Annotated in this window: 16 protein-coding genes and 4 pseudogenes; 4 read left to right on the top strand and 16 right to left on the bottom strand. The window is 76.8% G+C overall.

All coding sequences use genetic code 11. From position 1 onward, the window contains the following. Window positions 1–42 precede the first annotated feature (42 nt). Together ACQEVS_RS01790 and ACQEVS_RS01785 are read left to right on the top strand one after the other, a co-directional pair. Window positions 43–1,551 (top strand): SDR family NAD(P)-dependent oxidoreductase, encoded by a 1,509-nt coding sequence (locus ACQEVS_RS01790; RefSeq protein ID WP_433014146.1) that lies wholly within the window; start codon window positions 43–45, stop codon window positions 1,549–1,551. 757 nt (window positions 1,552–2,308) lie between these two features. After that, window positions 2,309–3,541, top strand: a complete 1,233-nt coding sequence (locus tag ACQEVS_RS01785; RefSeq protein ID WP_433027183.1) for an MFS transporter — start codon at window positions 2,309–2,311, stop codon at window positions 3,539–3,541. Window positions 3,542–3,693: 152 nt separating this feature from the next. Here ACQEVS_RS01785 and ACQEVS_RS01780 read toward each other — a convergent pair. The 11 genes and pseudogenes from ACQEVS_RS01780 to ACQEVS_RS01730 form a co-directional block, all read right to left on the bottom strand. Then, window positions 3,694–3,920 (bottom strand): annotated as a pseudogene (locus tag ACQEVS_RS01780) (DUF6480 family protein). Window positions 3,921–3,981: 61 nt separating this feature from the next. Further along, window positions 3,982–5,009: pseudogene (locus ACQEVS_RS01775) on the bottom strand (glycosyltransferase family 9 protein). A gap of 744 nt (window positions 5,010–5,753) precedes the next feature. Further along, window positions 5,754–7,130 (bottom strand): annotated as a pseudogene (gene rfaE2, locus ACQEVS_RS01770) (D-glycero-beta-D-manno-heptose 1-phosphate adenylyltransferase); the annotation flags it as partial. 33 nt (window positions 7,131–7,163) lie between these two features. Then, the gene (locus ACQEVS_RS01765; RefSeq protein ID WP_433014143.1) at window positions 7,164–7,766 is read right to left on the bottom strand and encodes a D-sedoheptulose-7-phosphate isomerase; all 603 of its coding nucleotides are present in this window, start codon (window positions 7,764–7,766) and stop codon (window positions 7,164–7,166) included. Further along, window positions 7,763–9,004, bottom strand: coding sequence for a glycosyltransferase (locus ACQEVS_RS01760; protein ID WP_433014140.1), 1,242 nt, complete (start codon window positions 9,002–9,004; stop codon window positions 7,763–7,765). The genes ACQEVS_RS01765 and ACQEVS_RS01760 overlap by 4 nt, the downstream gene beginning before the upstream one ends. Then, window positions 9,001–9,963, bottom strand: coding sequence for a glycosyltransferase (locus tag ACQEVS_RS01755; protein ID WP_433014137.1), 963 nt, complete (start codon window positions 9,961–9,963; stop codon window positions 9,001–9,003). The genes ACQEVS_RS01760 and ACQEVS_RS01755 overlap by 4 nt, the downstream gene beginning before the upstream one ends. Next, complete coding sequence (locus ACQEVS_RS01750; RefSeq protein WP_433014134.1) at window positions 9,960–11,027, bottom strand: glycosyltransferase family 9 protein; 1,068 nt, start codon at window positions 11,025–11,027, stop codon at window positions 9,960–9,962. The genes ACQEVS_RS01755 and ACQEVS_RS01750 overlap by 4 nt, the downstream gene beginning before the upstream one ends. Next, entirely contained in the window at window positions 11,024–12,037 is a 1,014-nt protein-coding gene (locus tag ACQEVS_RS01745) for a D-glycero-alpha-D-manno-heptose-1,7-bisphosphate 7-phosphatase (protein WP_433014131.1), read from the bottom strand. Before ACQEVS_RS01745 ends, ACQEVS_RS01750 begins: the two co-directional genes overlap by 4 nt. Next, a pseudogene (locus tag ACQEVS_RS01740) lies at window positions 12,034–13,115 on the bottom strand (glycosyltransferase family 2 protein). The gene ACQEVS_RS01745 and the pseudogene ACQEVS_RS01740 overlap by 4 nt, the downstream one beginning before the upstream one ends. Continuing rightward, window positions 13,112–14,767 (bottom strand): carbamoyltransferase family protein, encoded by a 1,656-nt coding sequence (locus tag ACQEVS_RS01735; protein WP_433014128.1) that lies wholly within the window; start codon window positions 14,765–14,767, stop codon window positions 13,112–13,114. Before ACQEVS_RS01735 ends, ACQEVS_RS01740 begins: the two are co-directional and overlap by 4 nt. Before the next feature lie 58 nt (window positions 14,768–14,825). Further along, a complete protein-coding gene (locus tag ACQEVS_RS01730; RefSeq protein ID WP_433014124.1) occupies window positions 14,826–15,791 on the bottom strand; it encodes a UDP-glucuronic acid decarboxylase family protein in 966 nt (321 codons plus the stop codon). Between the two features lie 492 nt (window positions 15,792–16,283). Between ACQEVS_RS01730 and ACQEVS_RS01725 the strand changes: the two genes are divergently transcribed. Both ACQEVS_RS01725 and ACQEVS_RS01720 read left to right on the top strand, forming a co-directional pair. Further along, window positions 16,284–18,407, top strand: a complete 2,124-nt coding sequence (locus ACQEVS_RS01725; RefSeq protein ID WP_433014121.1) for a catalase — start codon at window positions 16,284–16,286, stop codon at window positions 18,405–18,407. Between the two features lie 17 nt (window positions 18,408–18,424). Further along, on the top strand, window positions 18,425–19,081 hold the full coding sequence (locus ACQEVS_RS01720; protein ID WP_433014118.1) for an endonuclease: 657 nt from the start codon (window positions 18,425–18,427) through the stop codon (window positions 19,079–19,081). A gap of 21 nt (window positions 19,082–19,102) precedes the next feature. On the opposite strand, the gene ACQEVS_RS01715 is transcribed toward ACQEVS_RS01720, so the two are convergent. The 5 genes from ACQEVS_RS01715 to ACQEVS_RS01695 form a co-directional block, all read right to left on the bottom strand. Continuing rightward, window positions 19,103–19,768, bottom strand: a complete 666-nt coding sequence (locus ACQEVS_RS01715) for a DUF6875 domain-containing protein (RefSeq protein WP_433014115.1) — start codon at window positions 19,766–19,768, stop codon at window positions 19,103–19,105. A 234-nt stretch (window positions 19,769–20,002) separates the two neighbouring features. Then, window positions 20,003–21,067, bottom strand: coding sequence for an iron-containing redox enzyme family protein (locus ACQEVS_RS01710; RefSeq protein WP_433014112.1), 1,065 nt, complete (start codon window positions 21,065–21,067; stop codon window positions 20,003–20,005). Between the two features lie 59 nt (window positions 21,068–21,126). Then, window positions 21,127–21,249 (bottom strand): CDGSH iron-sulfur domain-containing protein, encoded by a 123-nt coding sequence (locus ACQEVS_RS01705; protein WP_433014109.1) that lies wholly within the window; start codon window positions 21,247–21,249, stop codon window positions 21,127–21,129. Window positions 21,250–21,378: 129 nt separating this feature from the next. After that, window positions 21,379–22,089 (bottom strand): HemK2/MTQ2 family protein methyltransferase, encoded by a 711-nt coding sequence (locus tag ACQEVS_RS01700; RefSeq protein WP_433014106.1) that lies wholly within the window; start codon window positions 22,087–22,089, stop codon window positions 21,379–21,381. Between the two features lie 23 nt (window positions 22,090–22,112). Beyond that, window positions 22,113–23,078, bottom strand: coding sequence for an LLM class F420-dependent oxidoreductase (locus ACQEVS_RS01695; protein ID WP_433014103.1), 966 nt, complete (start codon window positions 23,076–23,078; stop codon window positions 22,113–22,115). Window positions 23,079–23,120 lie beyond the last annotated feature (42 nt).

The following is a 23,120-nucleotide window of genomic DNA, read 5'->3' as shown; positions in this document are numbered from 1 at the left end:
CGGACCCGAACCGACCGACCGACGCGCACAGCTGGAGGCAGCATGCCGAGCCCCGAGGACGCCGAGAACCGCCTGCGGCGGGCCGCCGACGAGGAACGGGACGCCTACGGAGGCGAGGACCACCCCGTCGGCGCGTACGCCGGAGCCATGGGCGTGTACGTCGCGGGCATCGCCGCCCTGGCCGGCGCCGCCCGGCTCGCCGGCCGCCGGGTGCCCGAGCCCGGGCCGTGGGACGTGCTGCTGTGCGCGGGCGCCACCCACCGGCTGTCCCGGCTGATCACCAAGGACTCCGTGACCAGCCCGCTACGGGTTCCGTTCGCCCGCTTCCGCGGCGCCGGCGGCCCCGGCGAGGTCCAGGAGGAGGTGCGCGGCCACGGCGCCCGCAAGGTCGTCGGCGAGCTGCTGACCTGCCCGTTCTGCACCGGCATGTGGATCGTCAGCGGGCTGGCGGCCGGGCTGGTCTTCGCCCCCGGCCCACCCGGCTGGCCGCCGCCGCGCTCACCGCGCTCACCGGCTCCGACCTGCTGCAGTTCGTACGGGTCCGGATGCAGCAGGCCGTCGGCGAGTGACCGCCAAGGAGGGTTTATGACGCATCCGTCCCACGACCGCCTGGCGGGCCGCGCCGCGCTGGTGACCGGCGCCTCCCGGGGACTGGGCCTGCTCATCGCCCGCGAACTCGCCCGCCGCGGCTGCAAGGTGCTCGTCTGCGCCCGCGACGGCGAGGAACTGGGCCGGGCCGAACGCATGCTGCGCGCCGAAGGCGCCGAAGTCCGCGCCCCCGCCTGCGACGTCACCGGCCCCTCGGCCGCCCGGCGGCTCGTCGACGCCACGACCGCCGCGTTCGGCGGCATCGACATCCTCGTCAACAACGCCGGCACCATCCAGGTGGGGCCGGTGTCCGCGATGACGGAGACCGACTTCCGCGACGCCATGGAGACCATGTACTTCGCGCCGCTGCGGCTCGTCCTGACCGCCCTGCCCGAGATGCGCGAACGCGGCGGCGGGCGCGTCGTCACCATCGCCTCGCTCGGCGGCCGGATCGCCGCGCCCCACCTCCTGCCCTACGTCGGCGCCAAGTTCGCCCTCACCGGCCTCTCCCAGGGCCTGCGGGCCGAACTCGCCGCCGACGGCATCAGCGTCACCACCGTCCTGCCCGGCCTGATGCGCACCGGATCGCACACGGCCGCCCGCTTCAGCGGCCAACCCACCCGCGAATACGCCTGGTTCGCCGTCTCCTCCGGGCTGCCCCTGCTGTCCATGGACGCCGAGCGGGCCGCCCGCGCCATCGTCCGCGCCGCCGAACGCCGCCGCCCCGAGCTGGTGCTCACCCCCGTCGCCAAGGCCGCCGTCCGGCTGCACGGCCTGGCCCCCGCCACCACCACCCGCGCCCTCACCCTCGGCGCCCGGCTGCTGCCGCGCGGCGGACCCGGACCCGCCCACGACGTACCCGGCCGACAGGCCGCCCGCCGCCTCGGCTCCGCCGCGGTCGCCCGCCTCACCGCCCTCAACGACCGGGCCGCCCGCCGCTACAACCAGCGGACCGGGCCGTGAGCGGTGGCGCCGCGGGGGCCGGTGGTGAGGGTGCCCCGGTCCCTCCCCCAGAGGGGGCACCCCCATTTCGCCGTTTCTTGCGGGGGCGAGCCCCCGCACCCCTGAAACCGCGCTCCGCGCGGTTGTCCTCAATCTCCCCCAGAGGGGGCACCCCCAACGGGCTGACTAGTCAGCCCGTTGGGGGTGCCCCCTCTGGGGAGTTTGAGGACGAGCGGCGAAGCCGCGACAAGCGGGGTCTGGGGCGCAGCCCCAGGAAACTGGGGGCACCTCCCAGCGGTAGCTGGGGGAGAAAGGGCGGGACCGGGGCACCCCACCCCTGTGACCGGGCCCACTGGCCCCCGATCACGCCTCCCACCTGCGGCTTCGCCCGTGGTGACCCACCGCACACCTCCCGCGCTTCTCCCGGCGGGGAACCGCTTGTGACGATGTCCGGGACGCCAGGAGCGCCGCCCACCACGCGAGCCCGTCCACGGCGTCCCCCGGCCCCCGCCGCGCACCGCGGCGGGGCTTTCGACGCCCGGACGACCGATCCGCACGCGACCATCGCGGCGCGCGGACACGTGGGGCCCGAACGTGCCGGCCCGCCCGACCCGCTCGCCTACCCACGGACGGACCCTTGCGCCCCACGCCCGCCCAGCCCGCAGCCCTCACGACCGATGCCGCCACGCGCGTGCGCCCGGTCCGCGCCCTGCTCACCCGCCGTCCGGCCGGCGGCCAGGGCGACCGGTCGCCCTGGCGCTGTCTGCGCAGCCGCAGCATGCGCTGGTGGTCGGCCGCCAACCTGGTGTCGAACCTCGGCACCTGGATGCAGCTGACCGTGCAGAACCTGCTCGTCCTCCAGCTGACCGGCTCCGCCGCCGCGACCGGCCTCTCGCTCTCCGTCCAGGCCGCGCCCGGCCTGCTGTTCGGCCTGCTCGGCGGCGCCGTCGTGGACCGGCTGCCGCGCAAGCTCACCGCCGCCGTCAGCCAGGCGCTGCTGGCCGCCGTGGCCTTCACCACCGCCGTGCTGGTGGGCTGCGGCATGCTCACCGTGCCCGTCCTGATGGTCCTCGCCGCCGTGACCGGCCTGATCGCCACCGTCGACGGTCCGGCGACCTCGCTGCTCGGCAACGACCTCGTCCCGGAGAAGGACGTGCCCTCGGCCATCGCGCTGGGCTCGGTCGTGCACAGCGTCGGCCGGCTCGCCGGTACCGCCCTCGCGGCCGTCGGCATCGCCACCATCGGCACGGCGGGCGCCTACGCGCTCAACGGCGTGTCGTTCCTGTTCGTGACCGCGGTCATCCCGTTCCTCAAGCTGCACCCGGACGCCCGCGCGGCGGACGAGGCCGCGCCGGCCGCCGCCGCGGCGGCCGGGGGCGGGCGCGGTGGCCTGGCGTTCTTCCTCAGCCGGCGCACGCTGGTCGCCCTCGCGGTGATCGCCGCCGTCAGCGCCGTCCTCGGCCGCAACTACCAGCTCACCCTCGCCACCCTCGTCACCGGGCCGCTGCACGGCGGCGCCGGCGCCTACGGGCTGGTCTCCGCGCTGCTCGCCGTCGGCGGCATCGTGGGTGCCGTGGTGGCCGGCCGGCTGCGGAAGCCGACCGTGCGGCTGGTCGCGCTGCTCGCCGCGGCGGGGGCGGTGCTCCAGATGGCGGCGGGCGTGAGCCCGATGCTGATGATGCTGCTGGTGATGGTGGTGCCGATGGCGATCGTCGAGTCCGTCTCGGACACGGCCACCACGACCGTCCTCCAGACCGACCCGCCGCCGCACATGCGCGGCCGCGTCCTCGGCGTCTGGCGCAGCGTGAGCACCGCCTGGGGCCTCGCCGGCCCGCCGCTGCTGGGCCTCCTCGTCCAGGGCGCGGGCGAGCGCGGCGCGCTCGTGATCGGTGGTGCGGTCATCACGGCCGTCATCGGCGCGGGCATGCTGTTCCGCCGCCGGCGGAGCGTGCCGGCCGTCCGCCCGGCGATGGCGCCGGTCGCCGAACCGGCCTTCCAGACGGCGGCCTGAGCGCAGCCGGGCGCGGGCCCGGCCGCCGTACGGATCCCGGTCCCGGGGGCGGCGGGTCCCCATCCGTGGAGGCGCGGGGCCGCCGGCCGTGGGCCCCTGTCCAGGGACCCGGAGAACCACCGGAAACAGGGCCCCTCCTCCCGGAGGGCGCCTCACACCAGCGCGGCCCAGACGATCATCGTCACCACGAAGACCAGGACGAGGATGCCGATCGCGACGAGCGGCCCCTTCGCCCAGCCCCGCGTCGGGTTGTAGGTCTCCCGGGGCCCGCGCCGCCCGTGCTGTCCTCGCCGGGCGGCGTCTCGCCCGGCGGTACGCCGCCGCCGGGCTCCAGACCGGGCGTGCGGGCCGGGTCCGGATCGGGGTTGGTACCGGTCATGGCGGTTCGCCTTCCTGTCGTGTCGTCCCCCACGGCGTTCCGGTGGCTGTCGTCTTCGTCTTCAGGGTGCCGCGTGGTGGGGGCGGGGGCCACGCGGGACGTGTGCCCCGGATCCGCCGCCGCCCTCCCGGCCCGTCGCCGACCCCACCGCTTCCAGCACCTCGTCCACCCCGATCCGCAGCAGCAGCGGGTCCGGTACGCGGCCGTGCGGGTCGCCCGGCGGGCCCGGGTGCCACAGCACCCGGTGGCGCGGGCAGGGCGGCGGGCCCCAGAGCGCGGGGGAGACCGGACCGAAGAGGGTGACGCTCGACGCGGCGTGGGCCACGGCCAGATGGGCGATGCCCGTGTCCCCGCTGACGACCGCCGCCGCGCCCGCGACGAGCGCCGACAGCGCGGCGAACGGCAACCCGCCGGCCAGCGGACGTCCACCTTCCGCGGCCACCTGCCGTACGAGCTCCTCCTCGCCCGGCCCGCCCGTGACCACCACGTCGTGGCCCGCCGCGGCGAGCGCGCGCACCACCGCCGCGTACCGCTCCGGCGGCCAGCGGCGGGCGGGCGACGCCGCGCCCGGGTGCACGATCACCGCTCCGGGGCCGGGGAGGGGGCTTCCGGACGCGACAGGGCCAGGTCGGCGGCGTCGGCCGGGACGCCGTAGGAGCGCAGCAGCCGGCACCAGCGCTCGCGCTCGTGCTCGTCCGCCCGCCAGGGCGGCCCGTCGATGTCGGGGGTGCCCGGGTGGGCGAACGCCAGCAGCCGTCCCGGCCGCAGCGCGGAAAGCAGCCGGTGGCTCGGGGGGCCGTTGCCGTGCAGGTCGACGGCCACCTCCGGCGGGCGGCCCGTCCAGGCCAGGGCGCTCGGCACGGCCCTGCCGGGCGCGGACGCCGGGAGCAGCCGGTCGACGGCGCCCGTGGCGGCGGCGACGGGCGCGAGGTCCGCCGGCGCGGCGAGCACGATCTCATGCCCCGGATGCGCCCGGCGCAGCGCCCGCAACGCCGGCACACCGGCGAGCAGATCGCCGAGCCCCAGGGCGCGCAGCACCAGCAGCCGGGGGCGGTCCGGCGACGCGGCGGCGCGGGACGGCCGTACCACCCGCGAGCCGGGGTCCACCCGCGAGCCGGAGCCCCCGGCCGGCCTCGCGCTCACCGTCGCTCGTCCCGCGTGGGTCCCGTACGCCGAGAGGCACCGCCACGAGCACCGTGCCGGCCCCCCGGAGGGTCGACGACCGGGCCACCTTCGGCACGTCCCGCCGCACGCGCAGCGTCTTCCCCGCCGGTGCGGCCGAACGTCGTGCCGCGTAGCCCACCGGCGGCCGGCCCACTCCTGGTACCGCGTACGCCGCCGGTCCCCGCCCCGCCGCTTCCGGCAGCGGGCCTGCCCCCGCTCTGCCCGCCGCGTCCGCGCCGGCGCCGCTCTCCGGTCGCCGGCTTGGTGCCGGTGTCGTGCCGGTGCCCGGTTCCGGCCCGGCGTTCGCGGTGCCGCTCCGCGCGCCGCGAGCCGTGGCGGGGCCGGCATCCGGGCTCCGTACCGCCGCTGCGCTCGTGTGCGGTCCCGTACCGGCGCGCCCGTTCGGTGTGCCTCCTGCCGGCGACCGGCCGGTGCCGGGTTCCGGGCCCCCGGTCGCGGCTCCACCCCGGCCGCCGCGGGCCGAAGCCGCGTCGGCACGCCGGGCATCCGGGCCTCCCACCGCCACCGTGTCCGTGGCCGGCCCCGCGCCCACCGGTGCGGCCGGGGGCTCCCGGCCCGCGCCGCGCCTCCGGCCGTGGCCGCGCGCACGGCACCGCCGGCCGGCGGACGGTCCGTCCCGTTCGCCGGCCGCCGGAGGCCACCGCGCTCCGCGCAGGAAGCCGCCCGCGTCGCCAGCAGTGTGCTGGAGCGGCCGTCGAGGTAGGGGAGGAGGACGGCCTGGCCGCCCCAGGAGGCGAGTTGGGGGGCCTCCGGGAGTTGTTCGACGGCGTAGTCGCCGCCCTTGACCCAGATGTGCGGGCGGAGTTCGGCGAGGAGGGCCTCGGGGGTGTCCTCGTCGAAGACGGCCACCGCGTCGACGCACTGGAGGGCGCGGAGCACTCTGACGCGGTCGTGCAGGGGATTGATCGGGCGGCCGGCGCCCTTGCGGCGGCGGACGGAGGCGTCCGAGTTGAGGCAGACGATCAGGCAGTCGCCGATGCCCCGGGCCTGTTGCAGGAGGCTGACGTGGCCGGCGTGCAGCAGGTCGAAGCAGCCGCCCGCGGCCACGACCGTGCCGCCCGCCGCGCGGACCCGGCGGGCCAGGCGCAGCGCGTCGGTGTCCGTGCCGCCGGCGAAGGGCGGGGCCGGGCTGGGGCCGCCGGACACCGCGCGCGGGCCGCCCTCCGCCACGTAGCGGGTGGCCGCCGCCACGGCCTCCTGGACGGCCTCGGCGGGCAGGGCGCCGTCGCCGAGCAGGCCCGCGGCCGTCGCGGCGAAGCAGTCGCCGGCGCCGCACGCGTCGCCGCTGTGCCGGGCGGCGGTCGGCACCAGCAGCGGGCTGTCGCCCTGCGAGAGCAGCGCGCCGCGCCCGCCGAGGGTGACCGCGACGCTCACCGCGTGCCAGCGGCGCACCAGTTCGGCCGCCGTGCGGGCGACCGCGCCCAGCGCGTCGCCGTCGGTGTCGGCCGTGTCCGAAGCAAACCGGCGCGCCTCCTCGCCGGTCGGCGTCACCAGCCGCGCCCCGCGCACCGGTGGCCGGCCGCGCGGGTGCGGGTCCCAGACCAGGGCGGTGTGCGGGGCCCGGGCGGCGAGCGCGTCGCGGAGGACGTCGGCGGTGCCCCGGGCGTAGTCGGCGACGAGGATCGCGCGGGCCTCCGCGACGGCCTCCAGCGCCTGTTCGGTGACGCCGGCCGCGCGCCCGGCGCCCCGGTCGAGCCGGACGACGGGCCGCCCGCCCGCCAGCACCCGGGTCTTCTCCGGCAGCGGCCCGTCCGAGGGCAGCGGGATCAACCGGAGCCAGGGTTCGAGGAGTTCGCGCACCTGGCGGGCCGCCGGGTCGGCGCCCAGGGGCGTCACCAACATGACGGGCCGGCCCGCCCGCGCCGCCAGGTAGGCGGCCAGCGCGGCGCCGCCCGGCCGCAGCCGCTCCTCGCAGTCGTCCAGCACCGGGACGGGCGCGTCCGGCGCGAGCCGGTCCGCGGTGCCGGCCAGGTCGCGGTCGAGCAGCGCGTCGCCGACGACCAGCAGGGGGGTCCGGGGCGTCATGGGGGCTCCCAACTGTCGTTCCCTGACGAGGATTCACGGGCCCGCGGCGAGCGCCGCGTCGAACGACGCGCACAGCAAGTGCACCGCGACCAGGTGCAGTTCCTGGACGTTCGCCGTCGTCCCGGCCGTCACGCACAGCCGGTCGTGGCCGGCCTCCGCCAGCGGGTTGGGGGCCGGGCCGGTCAGCGACCACACCTCCACGGCGGAGGCCCGGCCCGCCGCCGCGGCGGCCAGCAGGTTGGGGCTGGCGCCGCTCGTCGACAGCAGGACCAGGACGTCGCCGGGGCGCGCGTGCGCCCGCACCTGGCGGGCGAACAGCTCGTCCGGGCCGTAGTCGTTGACGATCGCCGTGCAACTGGAGGTGTCGGCGTGCAGCGCGATGGCCGAGAACGGCGGCCGGTCGTCGCGGTAGCGGCCGACCAGCTCGGCCGTCAGGTGCTGCGCCTGGGCGGCGCTGCCGCCGTTGCCGGCGGCCAGCAGCCGGCCGCCCGCGGACAGCACCCCGGCCAGCCGCCGGCCCCAGCGCTCGGCGACGGCCGCCTGCTCCGCGCGGAACAGCTCCAGGGCCGTCAGCAGCCGGCCGCAGTGGTCGCCGCCGGCGGTGTCCGGCGGCCGTACGGTACGGGTGACGGTCATCGCACACCTCCCGTGGCGACGGGGGAGACGGGGGCCGGTTCCGCGACCCGTCCCGTGACCCGCTCGTAGACCTGCTCGACGCCTTCCGCGACCGTCTCCCAGGCGTACCGGGCCACCGCCCGGGCCCGCCCCTCGCGGCCGTACGCCGCGATCCGCTCCGGATCGGCGAGCAAACTGGTGACGGCGTCGGCCAGTTCGACGTGCTTCCCGGCCGGGACCAGCAGCCCGGTCTCGCCGTGCGCGACCGTGTCGCGGTGGCCGCCCACGTCCGTGGCCACCACCGGGACGCCGCAGGCCATCGCCTCCAGCGGCACGATGCCGAACGGCTCGTACACCGGGGTGCACAGCACCACGTCGGCACCGCGGATCAGCGCGGGCATGTCCTCGTGCGGTACGCAGCCGAGCGGCACGAACCGGTCGGCCACCCGCAGCCGGCGGGCCAGGCCCAGCAGCCGTACCGCCTCCGGATCCTTCAGCAGCCCGTCGACGGGCGGCCCGCCGGCCACCACCAACTCGGCGTCGGGTATGCGCTGGAGCGCCTTCAGGGCCAGGTCGACGCCCTTGCGGGGGACGAGCCGGCCGACCACCAGCAGCCGGTGCCGGGCCCGGCGAGCCGGGGCCAGGGCGACCCGGCCGCGGGCCGAGAAGTGCTCGGTGTCCACCCCGCACGGCACCACCGAGCAGCGGTCCCGGGCGACGCCCATCAGCTCCAGCTCGTCCACCTCGTCGGAACAGGTGGCCAGGACCCGCGCGCAGGACGCGCCGATGGTCCGCTCCACCTCCAGCCGCTCCGGCGGGCTGGTGTCCGCCTTCCCCTGGTGCCGCCGCTTCACGGTGCCCAGCGCGTGGTACGTCTGGACGACGGGCACCCCCAGCCCGTGCGTGCCCATCAGCGCCACCAGGCCGGACATCCAGAAGTGGGCGTGCACCACGTCCGGCCGGTCGTGCCGCCACGCCCGCGCCAAGTGCCCGCCGAAGTGCGGCATATGGGCCAGCAGCCGGTCCTTGGGCACATACCGGTCGGGACCGGCGCGGACGTGTTCCACCACCGCACCGGACGGCAGCGGCACCCGGTCCGGCGACGTCGCGTCCTCCCGCCGCGTGTAGACGGTCACCTCGTGGCCGCGCTCGGCGAGCAGGTCCGCCAGCCGCGCCACATAGACGTTCTGGCCCCCCGCGTCGGGGCCGCCGAGCGCGGCGAGCGGGCTCGCGTGCTCGGACACCATGGCGATCCTCATCGCGTCACCTCCTTGATCAACCGGTCCCAGTCGTCCAGGAACCGGGGCAGCCCGTACCGGGCCAGGGCCGCCTTCCGGGCCGCGCGGCCCGTCTCGCGGGCCAGCTCCGGTTCGGCGACGAAGCCGCGGACGGCGTCGTGCAGCACGTCCAACCGGTTGGACAGCACCCCCGCGCCCGGCGGCACCGCCTCGCACGCCTCCGTGGTGGCCAGCGCCACCACCGGCATGCCGAGGTGCATCGCCTCCAGCAGGGACAGGCCCAGCGAGGTCCAGCGCACCGGGTGCAGGTACACCCGGCGCTCGGCCAGGGCGGGGTGCAGGGCGCTCTGGACGAGCTCCCGGCCCCGGCAGCGGTCCTCCAAGACGCCCAGCCGCCCGGCGATCCCCTCCGTGCCCATGCCGAACACGTCCAGCGGCGCGGCCTCCGAGAAGTACGGGAGCAGGTCCGTGCCGGTCGTCCGGCCGCGCCGCAGCGGCTCGTTGACGACCACGGCGGCCCGCTCCAGCCGGCCCGTCCACAGCGGGCCGGGGTCGACGATGCCGTGCTCGATCACGGCGGTGGGCGTCGTCCCGCAGTCCCACATCAGCCGGTTGAAGTGCGTGACGTGGACGATCGTCAGCTCAGGGCGGTCGGCGGCCGGATGCCGGGTGTCCGGGACCGGCCCGCCCGGCGCGTTGTGCTCCAGGTAGACCGTGGGCACCTCGACGCCCGGGCGGCGGCCCAGCCATTCGCGGGCCAGCCCGATCTCGTGCGGGCGTTGCAGGACCAGCAGATCGACGTCGGTGTCCCGAAGCTCCTCCGGGGGCACCTCGACGACCGACTCCGGCCAGTCGAAGGTGGCCGCCCGGCCCAGCCCGTCCGGGCCGCGGTCCGGCGTCACCGGCACCAGGTAGGTGTGCGGGCCCTGGACGAACGCCGTCGTCCACGAGCCGTGCACGTGCCACAGCAGGATCCTCATGGCGTTCGCTCCGTCCGTTCGGGCCGGCCCGCCGGGGCGGGGCCGGGCTCCAGGCCGGGCGTGCGCCCGGTCAGCTTCTCCACGGCGGCCAGCACGTCCTCGGGGGACACCCCGTTCAGGCACGGGTGGCCGGGCACCGGGCACTCCCGGGCCCTGCTGCCCGCGCAGGGCGCCCGCTCGTCCCCGAGCAGCACGTGCGGCACCCCGTACGGGGCCCAGCGCTCGGCCGGCACCACGGGGGCGAACAGGCACACCACCGGCGTGCCCACGGCCGCCGCCAGGTGCGCCGGGCCGGTGTTGCCCACCACGACGGCGGCGGCCCGCGCCAGCACCCCGGCCAGCTCGGCGGGCCCGGTCCGCCCGCCCAGGTCGAGGGCCACGCCGCCGGCGACGGCCGCGGTCAGCTCGCGCTCCCCGGGGCCGCCGGTGACCACCACCCGGTAGCCGGCCCTGGCCAGCGCCCGGACCGCCGCCGCGCACCGGTCGCCGCTCCAGCGGCGGGCGGGCACGGCCGCGCCGGGATGCACGACGACGTAGCCGGACGCGTCGCCCAACTCCGGGAGCGGGCCCGGCGGTTCCCGGACGGCGAGCCGCCCGTCGTCCCCCTCCGGCAGCCGGAAGCCGGCCGCCTCGGCGAGGTCCAGCGCGGCGGCCGCCTCGTGCCGGCGCGGCCCCCGCCGGTGCCGTACGTCCAGGAGGGCGCCCGGATAGTCGACGGAGTCCGCCGCGATGCGCTCCACCCCGGCGAGCCGCAGCAGCAGGGCCAGGGGCAGCGGGCTCTGGTGGAACGAGGTGAGGATCAGGGCGACGTCCGGCGGGTCCGCGGCGATCCGCCCGACGAACGCCCCGACGTCCGCCCGCTCCACGGCCGGCGGTTCGAACCCCACCCACGGCGCGTCCCACACCACCACGTCGTCCACGCCGGGCAGCATCCGCGCGGCGGGCGCGCCGCGCGGCCCGCACAGCAGCGTGGTCCGGGCGGCCCCCGCGGCGACGGCCCGCACGGCGGGGCCGGCGAGCAGGACGTCCCCGAAACTGTCGAGACGGGCCACGAGCGCTTTCACGGCCGGCCCCCTTCCGCCGGGTCCGGAACGGGGGCGTCCGCACGGGCGGGTCGTCCCGCTTCCGGGACCGGCGGAGCCGCCCCCGCTCCGGGGCCCGGCCGCCGGACGGCGCGGACGCCGTCGTCGCACGGATCCGGGGCCCGCCCGCCCGAGCCGGCCGACCCGCCGGCCGGCCGGGGCGCGACGGCGCCGGCCGCGCCCCTCGCGGCCGGGTGGGGGCCCCGGCGGAGCGGGGCCCCGGACGGCTCGTGAACGTTCGCGGCGCGGCGCCGTTCACCGCCCACCGTGGCCGGCAGCGCCCTGCGGACGGCCCGGACGCGGCCGGCCCCGCTTCCGCCCGTGCCGTCGGCACCGCCGCCCGTGCCCCGGGCCCCCGCCCCGGGCGGGATGCCGCTGCCGGACGCCGTGCGGGCGGGGCCCGGGGCGCCGGTGGTGGCGGGGGAGGCCACCGGGACTTCGGCGGCGGTCGTGCCGCCGCCCGCGTGGCGCGCGAGCGCGATCCGTACCGCCGACGGCAGGTCCGGCGCCCAGCACCCGGCCCGCGCCACCTCCTCCAGGCGCGTCGCCCGCGTCGGGACGAGGACGCCCGCCGCGCCGGCCGCCGCCGCCGCGTCCATGTCGCTGCCGATGTCGCCGATGACGACGCAGTCCTCGGGGTCGACGCCCAGCGTGCGGGCGGCCGCCAGGACCAGGCCCGGGGCGGGCTTGCGGCAGGGGCAGCCGTCGTGCGGGCCGTGCGGGCAGACCGCCCATGCGTCGAACCGGCCGAGCAGCCGCTCCACGCGCGCGTTCACCCGGTCGACCTGGGCCGGCGTCAACAGGCCGCGCGCCACGCCCGACTGGTTGCTGACCACCCCGAGCGGCACGCCCAGCCGCCGCAGCAGGGACACGGCCTGCCGGGCGCCGGGGGCGGGGACCACCCGCGCCGGGTCGCCGTTGTAGGGCACGTCGCGGACCAGCGTGCCGTCCCGGTCGAACAGCACGGCGGCCGGGAGCCGGCGGGCCGTCATGGCCGCACCCCCTTGCGCGGGGCGGTCCGTACCGCCACGGGGACGACGCGCGGGCCGCGCGCCGCCGGCCGTACCGGCCGGACGCCCCGGTGCCGCCAGGTGCCGCGCAGCCGGTGGCAGACCGCCAGCGGCGGGATGACCGCGCTGGTCGCGAGCATCGCCGCCACCTCGGGCGCGGTGCGGGGACCCGGCGCGATCCGGGCCCAGGCGAACTCGGCCGTGCCCAGCGCCCAGCCGGCGGCCGCCGCCGCGCCCGCGCCCGGGTGACCGGAGATCGCCAGGGCCGCCGCCAGCGTCCCGGCCGCGGTCACCAGCACGTGCCCGCGCAGCCGCCCGCGCGGCGCCCCGGCCCGCCGCCACCAGTCGGAGCCGTGCAGCCGCAGCATCAGCGCGTCGTCGGCGTTGCCCGCCTGGGCGCGCACCGAGACCCAGGGGCCGGCCGGGCGCACCGGGTGCCGGGTGGTCCGGGTGCCGCGCTCCAGCCGCCTGCCGGTCGCCAGGACGCGCAGCGCCAGGTCGGCGTCCTCGCGGAAGGCGCGCGGGAAGCGCTCGTCGAAGCCGCCCACCGCCTTCAGGGCGGCGGTGCGGTACGCCATGTCGGCCGTGGCCCACCGGGCGTCCGCCAGTCCGGCGGTGTTGCGCTCCCAGTCGGTGGGGCGCCGCCCGGACGGCAGCGGCACCTCGATGACGCCCTGGACGCCGGCCACGTCGGGGCCGGCCCGCAGCAGGTCGCCGGCCAGGTCGTCGCGCCAGGCGGGCCCCACCCGGACGTCGTCGTCGAGGAAGACCACCCAGGGACTGTCGACCGCCCGCCAGCCGGCGTTGCGGGCCGCGGCGGGCCCCCGGCCGCCGGCGTTCAGCACCGACGCGCGGGGCCGCAGCGTCCCCAGGGCCGCCAGCGGCAGCGGCGGCCGGGCGTGCCGGGGCCGCGACGGTCGTCGACGACGACCACCTCGCGGGGCTCGGGGCCCGCCGACGACGCCAGCGCGTCGAGGCAGTCGGCGAGGCAGGGCCGCCCGACGGTGGGGATCACCACCGCGTAGCCGAAGGAACCGGTCGTTCCGGGAGAGGAGTTCATGCCGAGGTCCTCCCTCCGGCGTACGCGCCGCCGCGCCGGACCGCGTACGGGCCGATGGCCAGCAGGTCCACGGGCGCCGAGCCGAAGCACTCCAGCGCGTCGCGCGGGTCGTCGACCATCGGCCGGCCGGCCGTGTTCAGGCTGGTGTTGACGACGACGGGCAGCCCGGTGCGGCGTTCGAACTCGGCGAGCATCCGGGCCACCAGCGGTTCCCGACGCGGCTCCACGGTCTGGATCCGGGCCGTGCCGTCCACGTGCACGACCGCCGGGATCCGGTCCCGCCACGGCCGGGCCACGCCGTGCACGAACAGCATGTACGGACTGGGCAGCGGCCCTTCGAAGATCTCGGCCGCCCGGTCGGCGAGGACCATCGGCGCGACCGGCCGGAACTCCTCGCGCCCCTTGACGTGGTTGAGCCGCTCCAGGTTCTCCGCCCGGCCGGGGTGGGCCATCAGCGACCGGTGGCCGAGCGCCCGGGGCCCGTACTCGCTCCGGCCCTGGAACCAGGCGACGATCCCGTCCGCGGCCAGCGTCTCGGCCACCGCCGCCGCGATGTCCGGCGGCCGCTCGTACGGCACCCGGGCCCGTTCCAGCCACCCGCGCAGCTCCTCGTCGGACCAGCCGCGGCCCAGGTCGGCGCCGTCCATCGGCGCGGTGGGGGCGCCGCCGTCCGCGGCGAGCTGGAGCGCGGCGCCCAGGGCCGTGCCCGCGTCGCCGGCGGCGGGCTGCACCCACACCCGGCGGAACGGACCCTCCACGGCGATACGGGAGTTGGCGACGCAGTTGAGGGCCACCCCGCCGGCCATGGCCAGCGACTCCGCGCCGGTCCGGCCGTGCAGCCAGCGGGCCAGGTCCAACAGGAGTTCCTCCAGGCACTGCTGGGTGCTGGCGGCGAGGTCGGCGTGGTCCTGCGTCCACTCCTGGCCGGGGGCGCGCGGCTCGGTGAGCGCCGCCCACGGCACCGCGCTCGCCCGGAACCCGCCGTCCTCCGTGGCGTGCAGGTACGTCCGCACCTCGGCCAGGAAGCGCGGCTTCCCGTACGCCGCGAGGGCCATCACCTTGTACTCGTCGCTGCTGCGCAGGAAGCCCAGGTGCGCGGTGAGTTCCTCGTAGACCAGGCCCAGGGACTGCGGCAGCCGCTGGGTGGCCAGCACCTCCAGGTCGCCGCCGGTGTAGCGGCCGGCCAGGTGCGACGCGCACTCCCCGCGCCCGTCCAGGACGAGGACCGCGCTGTCGGCGTGCGGGGCCGCGAGGCCGGCGGACGCGGCGTGCGCCACGTGGTGGGCGACGAAGCGGACGCGCGCGGGGTCCAGGCCCGGCAGGGCGTCGGCGAGGAAGGCCGGCGCCTCGCGGGCGTAGGTCTGCCGCAGGTGGTCCCACGGGTCGTCGAGCCCCATCTCGGCGGCGGGCAGGGCGAGCGCCGGATCGTAGGAGTAGGCGACGGCGTCCAGGTCGCCGGGGTCGAGCCCGGCGTACTCCAGGCACCACCGGGCGGAGAGCACCGGCAGCTCCCAGGCCGCGAACGGCACCGGCCGCTTGCCGTGCTTGCGCCGGGAGAACCGCTCCTCCTCGGCGGCGGCGACGATCCGCCCGTCGGCGACCAGCGCCGCGGCCGGGTCGTGGAAGAGGGCGTTGATACCGAGGATGCGCATGCCGTGCTCCGTCTCTCGTGGGGGTCGGGCGCCGGAACTCGCGGGGGCCGGGCGGGGGTTACGAGGAGGGGGCCGTCCGCGCGAACCACTCCACGGTCCGTTTGAGGCCCTCCGCGCAGTCCACACGGGGCGACCAGCCGAGGAGGCGGCGGGCCAGCGTGGTGTCGGGGCGGCGCTTGCCGGGGTCGTCGACCGGCCGGTCGACGAACTCGATCACCGAGGCGGAGCCGGTCAGGTCCACGATGAAACGGGCCAGTTCGAGGACGGTCGTCTCGTCCGTCCCGCCGATGTTGACCGGGCCCGGGTGGCCGCGGGCGGCGAGCGCCAGGATGCCGTCCACCGTGTCGTCGATGTAGGTCAGGGAGCGCGTCTGGCCGCCGTCGCCGGCCACCGTCAGCGGCTCGCCGTCGAGCGCCTGCCGGATGAAGTTGGGCACCGCCCGCCCGTCGTCGGCCCGCATCCTGGGGCCGTAGGTGTTGAAGAGGCGGACGATGGCGGTGTCCGTGCCGTGGGTGCGCCGGTAGGCGGCGACCAGGGCCTCGGCGTAGCGCTTGGACTCGTCGTAGACGCTGCGCGGGCCGATCGGGTTGACGTTGCCCCAGTAGTCCTCGCGCTGGGGGTGTTCGAGCGGGTCGCCGTACACCTCGGAGGTGGAGGTCAGCAGGAAGCGGGCGGCGTTCCGGCGGGCGAGCTCCAGGGCCGCCCGGGTGCCGTTGCTGCCCACCTCCATCGTCTGGATCGGCAGCCGCAGGTAGTCGGCGGGCGAGGCCGGGCAGGCCAGGTGCAGGACCAGGTCCACCGGGCCGGGGACGGCGGCCAGGGCGGCCGGGTCCGACACGTCGGCGCGGACGAAGGAGAACCGCGGATCCCCTTCCAGGTGGGCGATGTTGTCGCGGGACCCCGTGGCGAGGTTGTCCACGCAGCACACCTCGGTGCCCTCGGCCAGCAGCCGTTCGCACAGGTGGGATCCGACGAAACCCGCTCCTCCGGTGATCACCGCACGGGTCCAGCGTCGTTCGTCCATGATCTCACTCCTTCGCGTACGGGCACCGGTCCCGGTGCGGTACGGCCCGCCGGTGGGGGACCGGCTGTCGTCGTCCCGTCGGGGCGGGCTGCCGCGGCGCCGGACCGTCCGGTGGCCGGGGCCCGGGGACGACGCGGAATGGAGTTCTGTCTCTGCGGCCGGCCGGGAAGGGCTCGGCGCGGGGGCGGTCACCCGGCCCGGTTCACCCGGGGCTCGCGGTCGTGACCCGCCGTAGCGAATGCGGCTCGGCTAGAAGCGTCGCACAGCCCCGGCGGTTGGGCCACCTGGGGCAACCCGGGCCCGGCGGTACCGCCCGCCCCGCCCGTTTCGGCTTGCCCGCCCGGGGCAGGCGGGTGAGCCTGAGGAGGCGATCGGCGCCGCAGGACGCCGGCCCTCCGGGGCGGTCGCGCCGGCGCCGGGAACCGCGGCACGCGGGACGGCCCCGGCCGGCGGCCGCCGCGACGAGGCATCGACCAGGAAGGACGTACGCGCGTGCCCGCTCAACCCGAGTCAGGCCGGAGCATCGACCCGGCGGCGCAGGACGCCAAGGACCAGCAGCTGGAACGGTTCCGCGCCGCTCCCGCCCACGACGCGCTCACCACCGACCAGGGCGTGCGCGTCGACGACACCGACAACGCGCTGCGGGCCGGCCGGCGCGGGCCCACGCTGCTGGAGGACTTCCACAACCGGGAGAAGCTCACCCACTTCGACCACGAGCGCATCCCGGAACGCGTGGTGCACGCCCGGGGCGCCGGCGCCTACGGCTACTTCGAGCCGTACCAGTCGCTGAGCGAGTACACCTGCGCCGACTTCCTCGCCGAGGCCGGCCGGCGGACGCCCGTCTTCGTCCGCTTCTCCACGGTCCAGGGGCCGCGCGGCTCCGCCGACACCGTGCGGGACGTCCGCGGGTTCGCCACCAAGTTCTACACCCGCGAGGGCAATTACGACCTGGTCGGCAACAACATGCCGGTCTTCTTCATCCAGGACGCCATCAAGTTCCCGGACTTCGTGCACGCGGTGAAGATGGAGCCGCACAACGAGATCCCCACCGGCGCCTCGGCCCACGACACGTTCTGGGACTTCTGCTCGCTCCAGCCCGAGTCCACCCACATGCTGATGTGGCTGATGTCGGACCGGGCCATCCCGCGCAGCTACCGGATGATGCAGGGCTTCGGCGTGCACACGTTCCGCTTCGTCACGGCGGACGGGCGGGGCACGTTCGTGAAGTTCCACTGGAAGCCCAAGCTGGGCGTGCACTCCCTGGTGTGGGACGAGACGCAGATCATCGCGGGCCGCGACCCCGACTTCAACCGCCGGGACCTCTGGGAGTCCATCGAGGCCGGCGAGTACCCGGAGTGGGAGCTCGGCGTCCAGCTGGTGCCGGAGGAGAACGAGTTCGACTTCGACTTCGACCTCCTCGACGCCACGAAGATCATCCCGGAGGAGCAGGTGCCCGTCCGGCCGATCGGGCGCATGGTCCTCAACCGGAACCCGCAGAACTTCTTCGCCGAGACCGAACAGGTCGCCTTCCACACGGCGAACGTCGTGCCCGGCATCGACTTCACCAACGACCCGCTGCTCCAGGGCCGGAACTTCTCCTACCTGGACACCCAGCTGATCCGGCTCGGCGGCCCCAACTTCAGCCAGCTGCCCGTCAACCGGCCGATCGCGGACGTCCACCACAACCACCGCGACGGCTTCGGCCAGCAGGTCATCCACCCCGGAACCAACTACTTCCCCAACTCCCTCGGCGGCGGCTGCCCGGCGCACGCGGGCGCGGGCGGCGGCGCGGGCGTCTTCCGGCACTACGCCGAACGGGTGGACGGCGAGAAGATCCGGGTGCGCAGCGAGAGCTTCCAGGACCACTACAGCCAGGCGGCGCTGTTCTGGCACAGCATGGCCGACTGGGAGAAGCGGCACATCGTCGAGGCGTTCCGCTTCGAGCTGGGCAAGGTCATGTCCGTCGAGGTGCGCGAGCGCATGGTCGGCAACCTGGCCCACGTCGACGGCGAGCTGGCCGCCCTGGTGGCCGACGGCCTGGGCCTGCCCGCCCCCGCGCCCGACGCGAGCGTCCCCACCGCCGCGTCCCCCGCCCTGAGCCAGGAGAACCTGATGGGCGAGGGCATCCGCACCCGCAAGATCGCCGTGCTGGCGGCGGACGGGACGGACGCCGGGCAGGTCGCCGCCGCCCGCGGCCGGCTCACCGCGCACGGCGCGATCGTCGAGGTGCTGGCCGCCCGCGACGGCTCCGTGCAGGGCGCCGGGGGCGAAGTCCTCGACGTGGACCGGGCGATGCCCACCATGGCGTCCGTCCTCTACGACGCGGTCCTCGTGCCGGGCGGCGCCCAGGCGGTGTCGGTGCTGGCCGCCGACCCCGCGGCCGTGCGGTTCGTCGAGGAGGCGTACCGGCACGGCAAGCCGCTCGCGGTCTTCGGCGAGGGGACCCGCCTGCTGACGGCGGCCCGGCTGCCCGAGGACGTCGTCCTCGGCGAATCGGCGCCCTCCTACGGGGTGTTCGCCGGCGACGGCACCGCCTCGGTCGAGGACGTCGCCGACGCCTTCGCCGCCGCCATCGCGCTGCACCGCTTCCCGCGCCGCCCGGGCCTGCTCAACTGAGCCCGGGGGAGCGGACGGTGAACGCCGCCGACGGCCGGCGCACGGTACGGGCGCTGCTGGACGCGTACGGCCGCACCTACGCCGAGGAGGCGGGCATCCGGCTGCGGGACACCCCGCAGCCGCTGTACCGCCTCCTCGTCCTGGCCTGCCTGCTCAGCGCCCGCATCCGGGCGTCGGTCGCCGTGGCCACCGCCCGCTGCCTGGCGGACGCCGGGCTGAAGGATCCGCGCCGGATGGCCGACGCGACCTGGCAGCGGCGCGTCGACGCGCTCGGCGCGGGCGGCTACCGCCGCTACGACGAGCGGACCGCCACCCAGCTGGGCGAGGGCGCCGAGCTGCTGCTCGACCGGTACGGCGGCGACGTCCGCCGGATGCGCGCCGCCGCCGACGGCGATCCCGGCCGCCTCCCGGAGATCCTCCAGGAGATCCCCGGTCTGGGCCCCGCCGGGGCGAGCATCTTCCTCCGCGAGGTCCAGGGCGTCTGGCCGGAACTCCTGCCGTACCTCGACGACAAGGCCCTCCAGGGCGCCGCCCGCCTCGGCCTCCCCGAACGGCCCGAGGCCCTCGCCCGGCTGGCCGGCCCGGAACGGACGCCGGAGCTGGCCGCCGCCCTCGTCCGCGCCGCCCTGGACCGGACCGTGGTGGAGGACGTGCGGCGGCGGGCGGGGGAGTGAGGGGGCGCCGGACGGCGGCGCTCAGCGGGCCCCGGAGACGGGCGCCGGGACGGGCGCGGACCGGGAGAACCGCTCCCGCGCCCGGTCGAACACCTCGCGGAAAAGGGGATCCTGCACCGACCCGCGGTCGTAACGGACGCCGAACCTGCTCTCGTATTCGGCGAACCATCGCGCGTCGCCATTAAGGAATACGATGTCGTGCAAGGCCATGTGGCGGAGGGCGAGCATCGGCACCGGCGCGCGGAGCGCTTTGAATTCCGGATTCCGGGCGGCGGACTCGTCGCAGAGCGGGTGGAACTGGCTGATCATCAGCCCCTTTTCCACGATGCCCGGTTTAGCGCGGGCCTGCGCCGCGTCCAGCGCGGCCAGGCTGTCGGCGTCCCCCGGAAGGCCGTCGAGGACCACCAGGAGAGCGTGCAGGGTGCGGTTGCGGTGGGCCCACCGGGTGGCGCCGAACACCTCGACCATGCACGCGATCAGGGCGTCCAGGCCCGCCGGGGAGGCCGTCACCGGCCAGACCTCGAACCGCAGGGTGCCGGCCTCCAGCGAGGGCGGCACGAACGGGCAGACCGGACCCTCACGGGCGAGCCGCGCGTCCGGGAGGCACACGTAGTCGTGCAGCCAGTCCCGCGCCGCCGTCGCGCGCCCCGGTATCGGACCGCCGGACTCATCAGCCAGTTCGGACAATGCTCCACACCTTTCCGAAAAAAGGACCCGGGGGTGGTCACCTCGTGGTGGAACGCCAAGGTGTCCCCCCTCGGCGGACGGCATCGACCGTACACAGCGGGTCCGGCAATCGGAAGGTAAAAAAGTGAAATTCGGATGGCGGCGCAGCGGCGGTGCACCCGAAAGGGGCCCGAATGACCATGAAACAGGGGGAGGGGAACAGGGGATTCCTGAATTCCGCGGGCACCGGCGGGCTCAGGGCCCCGCACCGCCACCCCGCGACCCGGGGGCCGCTCCCGTACCGCCCGCCTCCGCCGGCTCCCCCTCGCCGTCCAGCGGGCGCAGCAGCGACGAACGCCCCGCGCGCCACGCCTCCAGCACCCGGCGCTCGAACCGCCCCTCCACCCACTGCGTGGCGGTGACGCCGAACTCCACGTCCGCCGCCAGCCCGGGCTCCTCCCGGAGCAGCCCGCCCACCACGTCGCGGCGCACCAACTGCTCGTGCACCGCGTCGGCCGACACGTGCTCGGCGTAGAACCGGACGGCGGCGGGACCGGCCCCCAGCCGCTCCATGGCCCGGACCAGCCGCCGCGAGCCGGGCGGCGAGGTGCACTCCAGGGTCGCGAAGTGGCCCACCAGGCAGCCGCGCAGCGCCCGGTGCAGGCCGAAGAGCGACATCAGGTTGCCGGTGGCCAGGGTGGCCGCGGGCACGGCGTCGACGTAGTGGCCGTAGGCGTCGTCCAGGCCCAGGTCTCGCATCAGGTCCGCGTACAGCTTCGCGTGCACCCGGTCCGCGCGGCCCGCGCCGAACTCGTCGTACTCCACCGCCACCAGGCCGGCCTTGGCCGCGCCCGTGAGCCGGGGGATGGCCCAGGCGTGCGGGTCGGCCTCCTTCAGCTGGTACACCGAGCGGTGCACGGCGTACTCGCGGAGCTGTCCCCATGTGCCGTGGTCGCGCAGGAAGTACGACGCGCCGTCCGCCTCGCCGTCCGGCGGTTCCGTGACCAGCTCCTCCAGCACGGCGTCCACGCCCTCCCCGATCGGCGCGTCGGCCCGCAGCGCCGCCAGGAAGGCGCTCTCCAGCACGGCCCGCAGCCGCAGCGCGCGCGGGTCCCACTCCCAGGCGTCCGACACACCCGGCAGGCCGCGGTAGTGCAGCTCGTAGCAGAGGTGGAGGGCCAGTTGGACGTCCTCCCCGTAGGGGTCGGCCGCTGCCACGGCGGGCGCGCCCGGCAGCGGGTCCCGGCCGTCGCCCGGGTCGCGGCCGAACAGTTCCAGGAGCGCGCCGGACAGTTCGCCGCGCGCGGCCGGACAGTGCATGGTGAGCCTCCGAGGTCCGCAGGGTTCGCGGGAGGGACGGTTACCCGGCGCCGGGCCCGTCACGCCGGGGGCCTGCGACGGCGGCGGTGGCTGGTGTCGCACCACGGGAACTGCTCGCTGCGCCGGCAGGTACAGAGGGCCACCACCGGACGGTCCGAGCGCACGACCGAACCGTCCTCCATGACCACCTCCACCGGCCCCTCCACCAGGAACGGCCCGTTCGGCTCGCGGGAGACGCGGCGGGCGGGCTTCGGCGCGGGCCCGCCGGCGCCGGGCCGCGCCCCTTCGTCCCCGGGGGCCGCCGCACCGCGTCAGGGCGTGCGCCGTCCACGGATCACCACCAGCTCCTCCTTGTCCTGCCCCGCCGCCAGCAGCCCGCGCTCGCGCAGCCAGCCGGCGCGGGCGCGCAGCACCGGCCCGAACGGCACGGACCTGCGGTCCGCCACCTCGGCCTCCATCCCTGCCCGCCGCAGCAGCTCCAGCGTCCGGTCCGCCCCGCTCAGCGCCGACTGCACCAGCAGCAGCACCCCGGACGAACGCAGCAACGGCGGTGCCTCGACGCACAGTTGGTCGAGCACCGCCCGTCCGTCGTCCCCCGCCTCCCAGGCGCGCGCGGGCCCCCGCCCGGGGAACGTGCCGTCGGGGGAGGGGACGTACGGGGGGTTGGCGAGGACGAGGTCGAAGCGCCGGTCCGCGACCGGGGCGAGCAGGTCGCCCCGCCGCACCTCGACGCGGCACCCGGCGAGCAGGGCGTTCAGCCGGGCCGTGAGCACCGCGCGGAGCGAGGCGTCGACGGCCGTCACCCGGACGCCGTGCCCCCGGCGGGCCGCGGCGACGGCCAGCGCGCCGGTGCCGGTGCCGACGTCGAGCACCCGCGCTCCGGCGGGCAGCGGCTCCCGTTCGAGCGCCTCGGCCAGCAGGAACGAGTCGTCCTGCGGCGCGTACACCCCGGGCGGCCGGACCAGCCGCCGCGCCCCGCGGGGCCGTGCCGCTCCGACGGCGGGTTTCGCGGTGCCGCGCACGACGGACGTGCCCTCCGGGGCCGTCACAGTTCCCGCAGCGCGGGCAGCAGTTCGTCGGCCGACCACTTCAGGAACGGCTCCTGGTGCCCGCCGCCGATCTGGACCAGCGCGATCTCCTCGAACCCGGCCTCCGCGTACGGCCGGACCGCCTCGACGAAGTCCTCCACCTTCGACCCGCAGGCGATGCTCTCCGCGATGTCGTCCTTGGTCACGAACTGGGTCGCGGCGGTGAACCCGCGGTCGTCCCGCAGCTCGGAGTTGACCTTCCAGCCGAGGCCGAACCAGCGGAACTGGTCGTGGGCCCGCTCGATGGCCGCGTCCCGGTCGGTGTCGTAGCAGACGGGCAACTGCCCCACGCGGGGCTTCCCGGCGCCGCCGTGCCGGTCGAAGGCGTCCAGCAGCTCCTTCTTCGGCTCGGTGGCGATGACCAGGTCGGCGAGGTGCCCGGCCAGCCGGCACGAGCGCTCGCCGGACACCGCGATGCCGATCGGCGGGGCGGTCTCCGGCAAATCCCACAGCTTGGCGTGCTCGACGTCGTAGTGCGGACCGTGATGGGTGAGGGTGCGGCCCTCGAAGAGGGCCCGAATGATTTCGGTGGCCTCCTCCAGCATCTCCAGCCGGACGTCCGCCGACGGCCAACCGCCGCCCACCACGTGCTCGTTGAGGTTCTCGCCCGACCCCAGCCCCAGCCGGAACCGGCCCTCGGACAGCAGCTGCACCGTCGCCGCCTGCTGGGCCACGACGGCCGGGTGGTAGCGCGTCGTCGGACACGTCACGTACGTCATCAGCGGGATCCGCGAGGTCGCCTGCGCCGCGGCGCCCAGGACGGCCCAGGCGTTCGGGGCGTGTCCCTGGGAGGCGAGCCAGGGGAAGTAGTGGTCGGAGGTGACGGAGAAGTCGAAACCCGCCTTCTCGGCGCCCACCACGTGCTCGACCAGCTCCCGGGGCCCGGCCTGCTCGGTCATCATTGTGTAGCCGATGTGCACCATGCACCCCCGAGTGCCCTGAGCGGCCCAGGGGAAACCCGCGGT

Source organism: Streptomyces sp. CA-181903 (assembly GCF_050937075.1).
Classification (GTDB): Bacteria; Actinomycetota; Actinomycetes; order Streptomycetales; family Streptomycetaceae; genus Streptomyces.
The sequence above is the reverse complement of the archived record's forward strand: the minus strand, read 5'-3'. Positions and strand labels throughout refer to the sequence as shown.

Coding starts and splice junctions, on each gene's coding strand:
- ACQEVS_RS01705 (WP_433014109.1), bottom strand. CDS start 21,249: ATGGAGGACGGTTCGGTCGTGCGCTCGGACCGTCCGGTGGTGGCCCTC.
- ACQEVS_RS01785 (WP_433027183.1), top strand. CDS start 2,309: ATGCGCTGGTGGTCGGCCGCCAACCTGGTGTCGAACCTCGGCACCTGG.
- ACQEVS_RS01735 (WP_433014128.1), bottom strand. CDS start 14,767: ATGCGCATCCTCGGTATCAACGCCCTCTTCCACGACCCGGCCGCGGCG.
- ACQEVS_RS01695 (WP_433014103.1), bottom strand. CDS start 23,078: ATGGTGCACATCGGCTACACAATGATGACCGAGCAGGCCGGGCCCCGG.
- ACQEVS_RS01745 (WP_433014131.1), bottom strand. CDS start 12,037: ATGACGGCCCGCCGGCTCCCGGCCGCCGTGCTGTTCGACCGGGACGGC.
- ACQEVS_RS01755 (WP_433014137.1), bottom strand. CDS start 9,963: ATGAGGATCCTGCTGTGGCACGTGCACGGCTCGTGGACGACGGCGTTC.
- ACQEVS_RS01710 (WP_433014112.1), bottom strand. CDS start 21,067: ATGCACTGTCCGGCCGCGCGCGGCGAACTGTCCGGCGCGCTCCTGGAA.
- ACQEVS_RS01765 (WP_433014143.1), bottom strand. CDS start 7,766: ATGACCGTCACCCGTACCGTACGGCCGCCGGACACCGCCGGCGGCGAC.
- ACQEVS_RS01730 (WP_433014124.1), bottom strand. CDS start 15,791: ATGGACGAACGACGCTGGACCCGTGCGGTGATCACCGGAGGAGCGGGT.
- ACQEVS_RS01790 (WP_433014146.1), top strand. CDS start 43: ATGCCGAGCCCCGAGGACGCCGAGAACCGCCTGCGGCGGGCCGCCGAC.
- ACQEVS_RS01760 (WP_433014140.1), bottom strand. CDS start 9,004: ATGAGGATCGCCATGGTGTCCGAGCACGCGAGCCCGCTCGCCGCGCTC.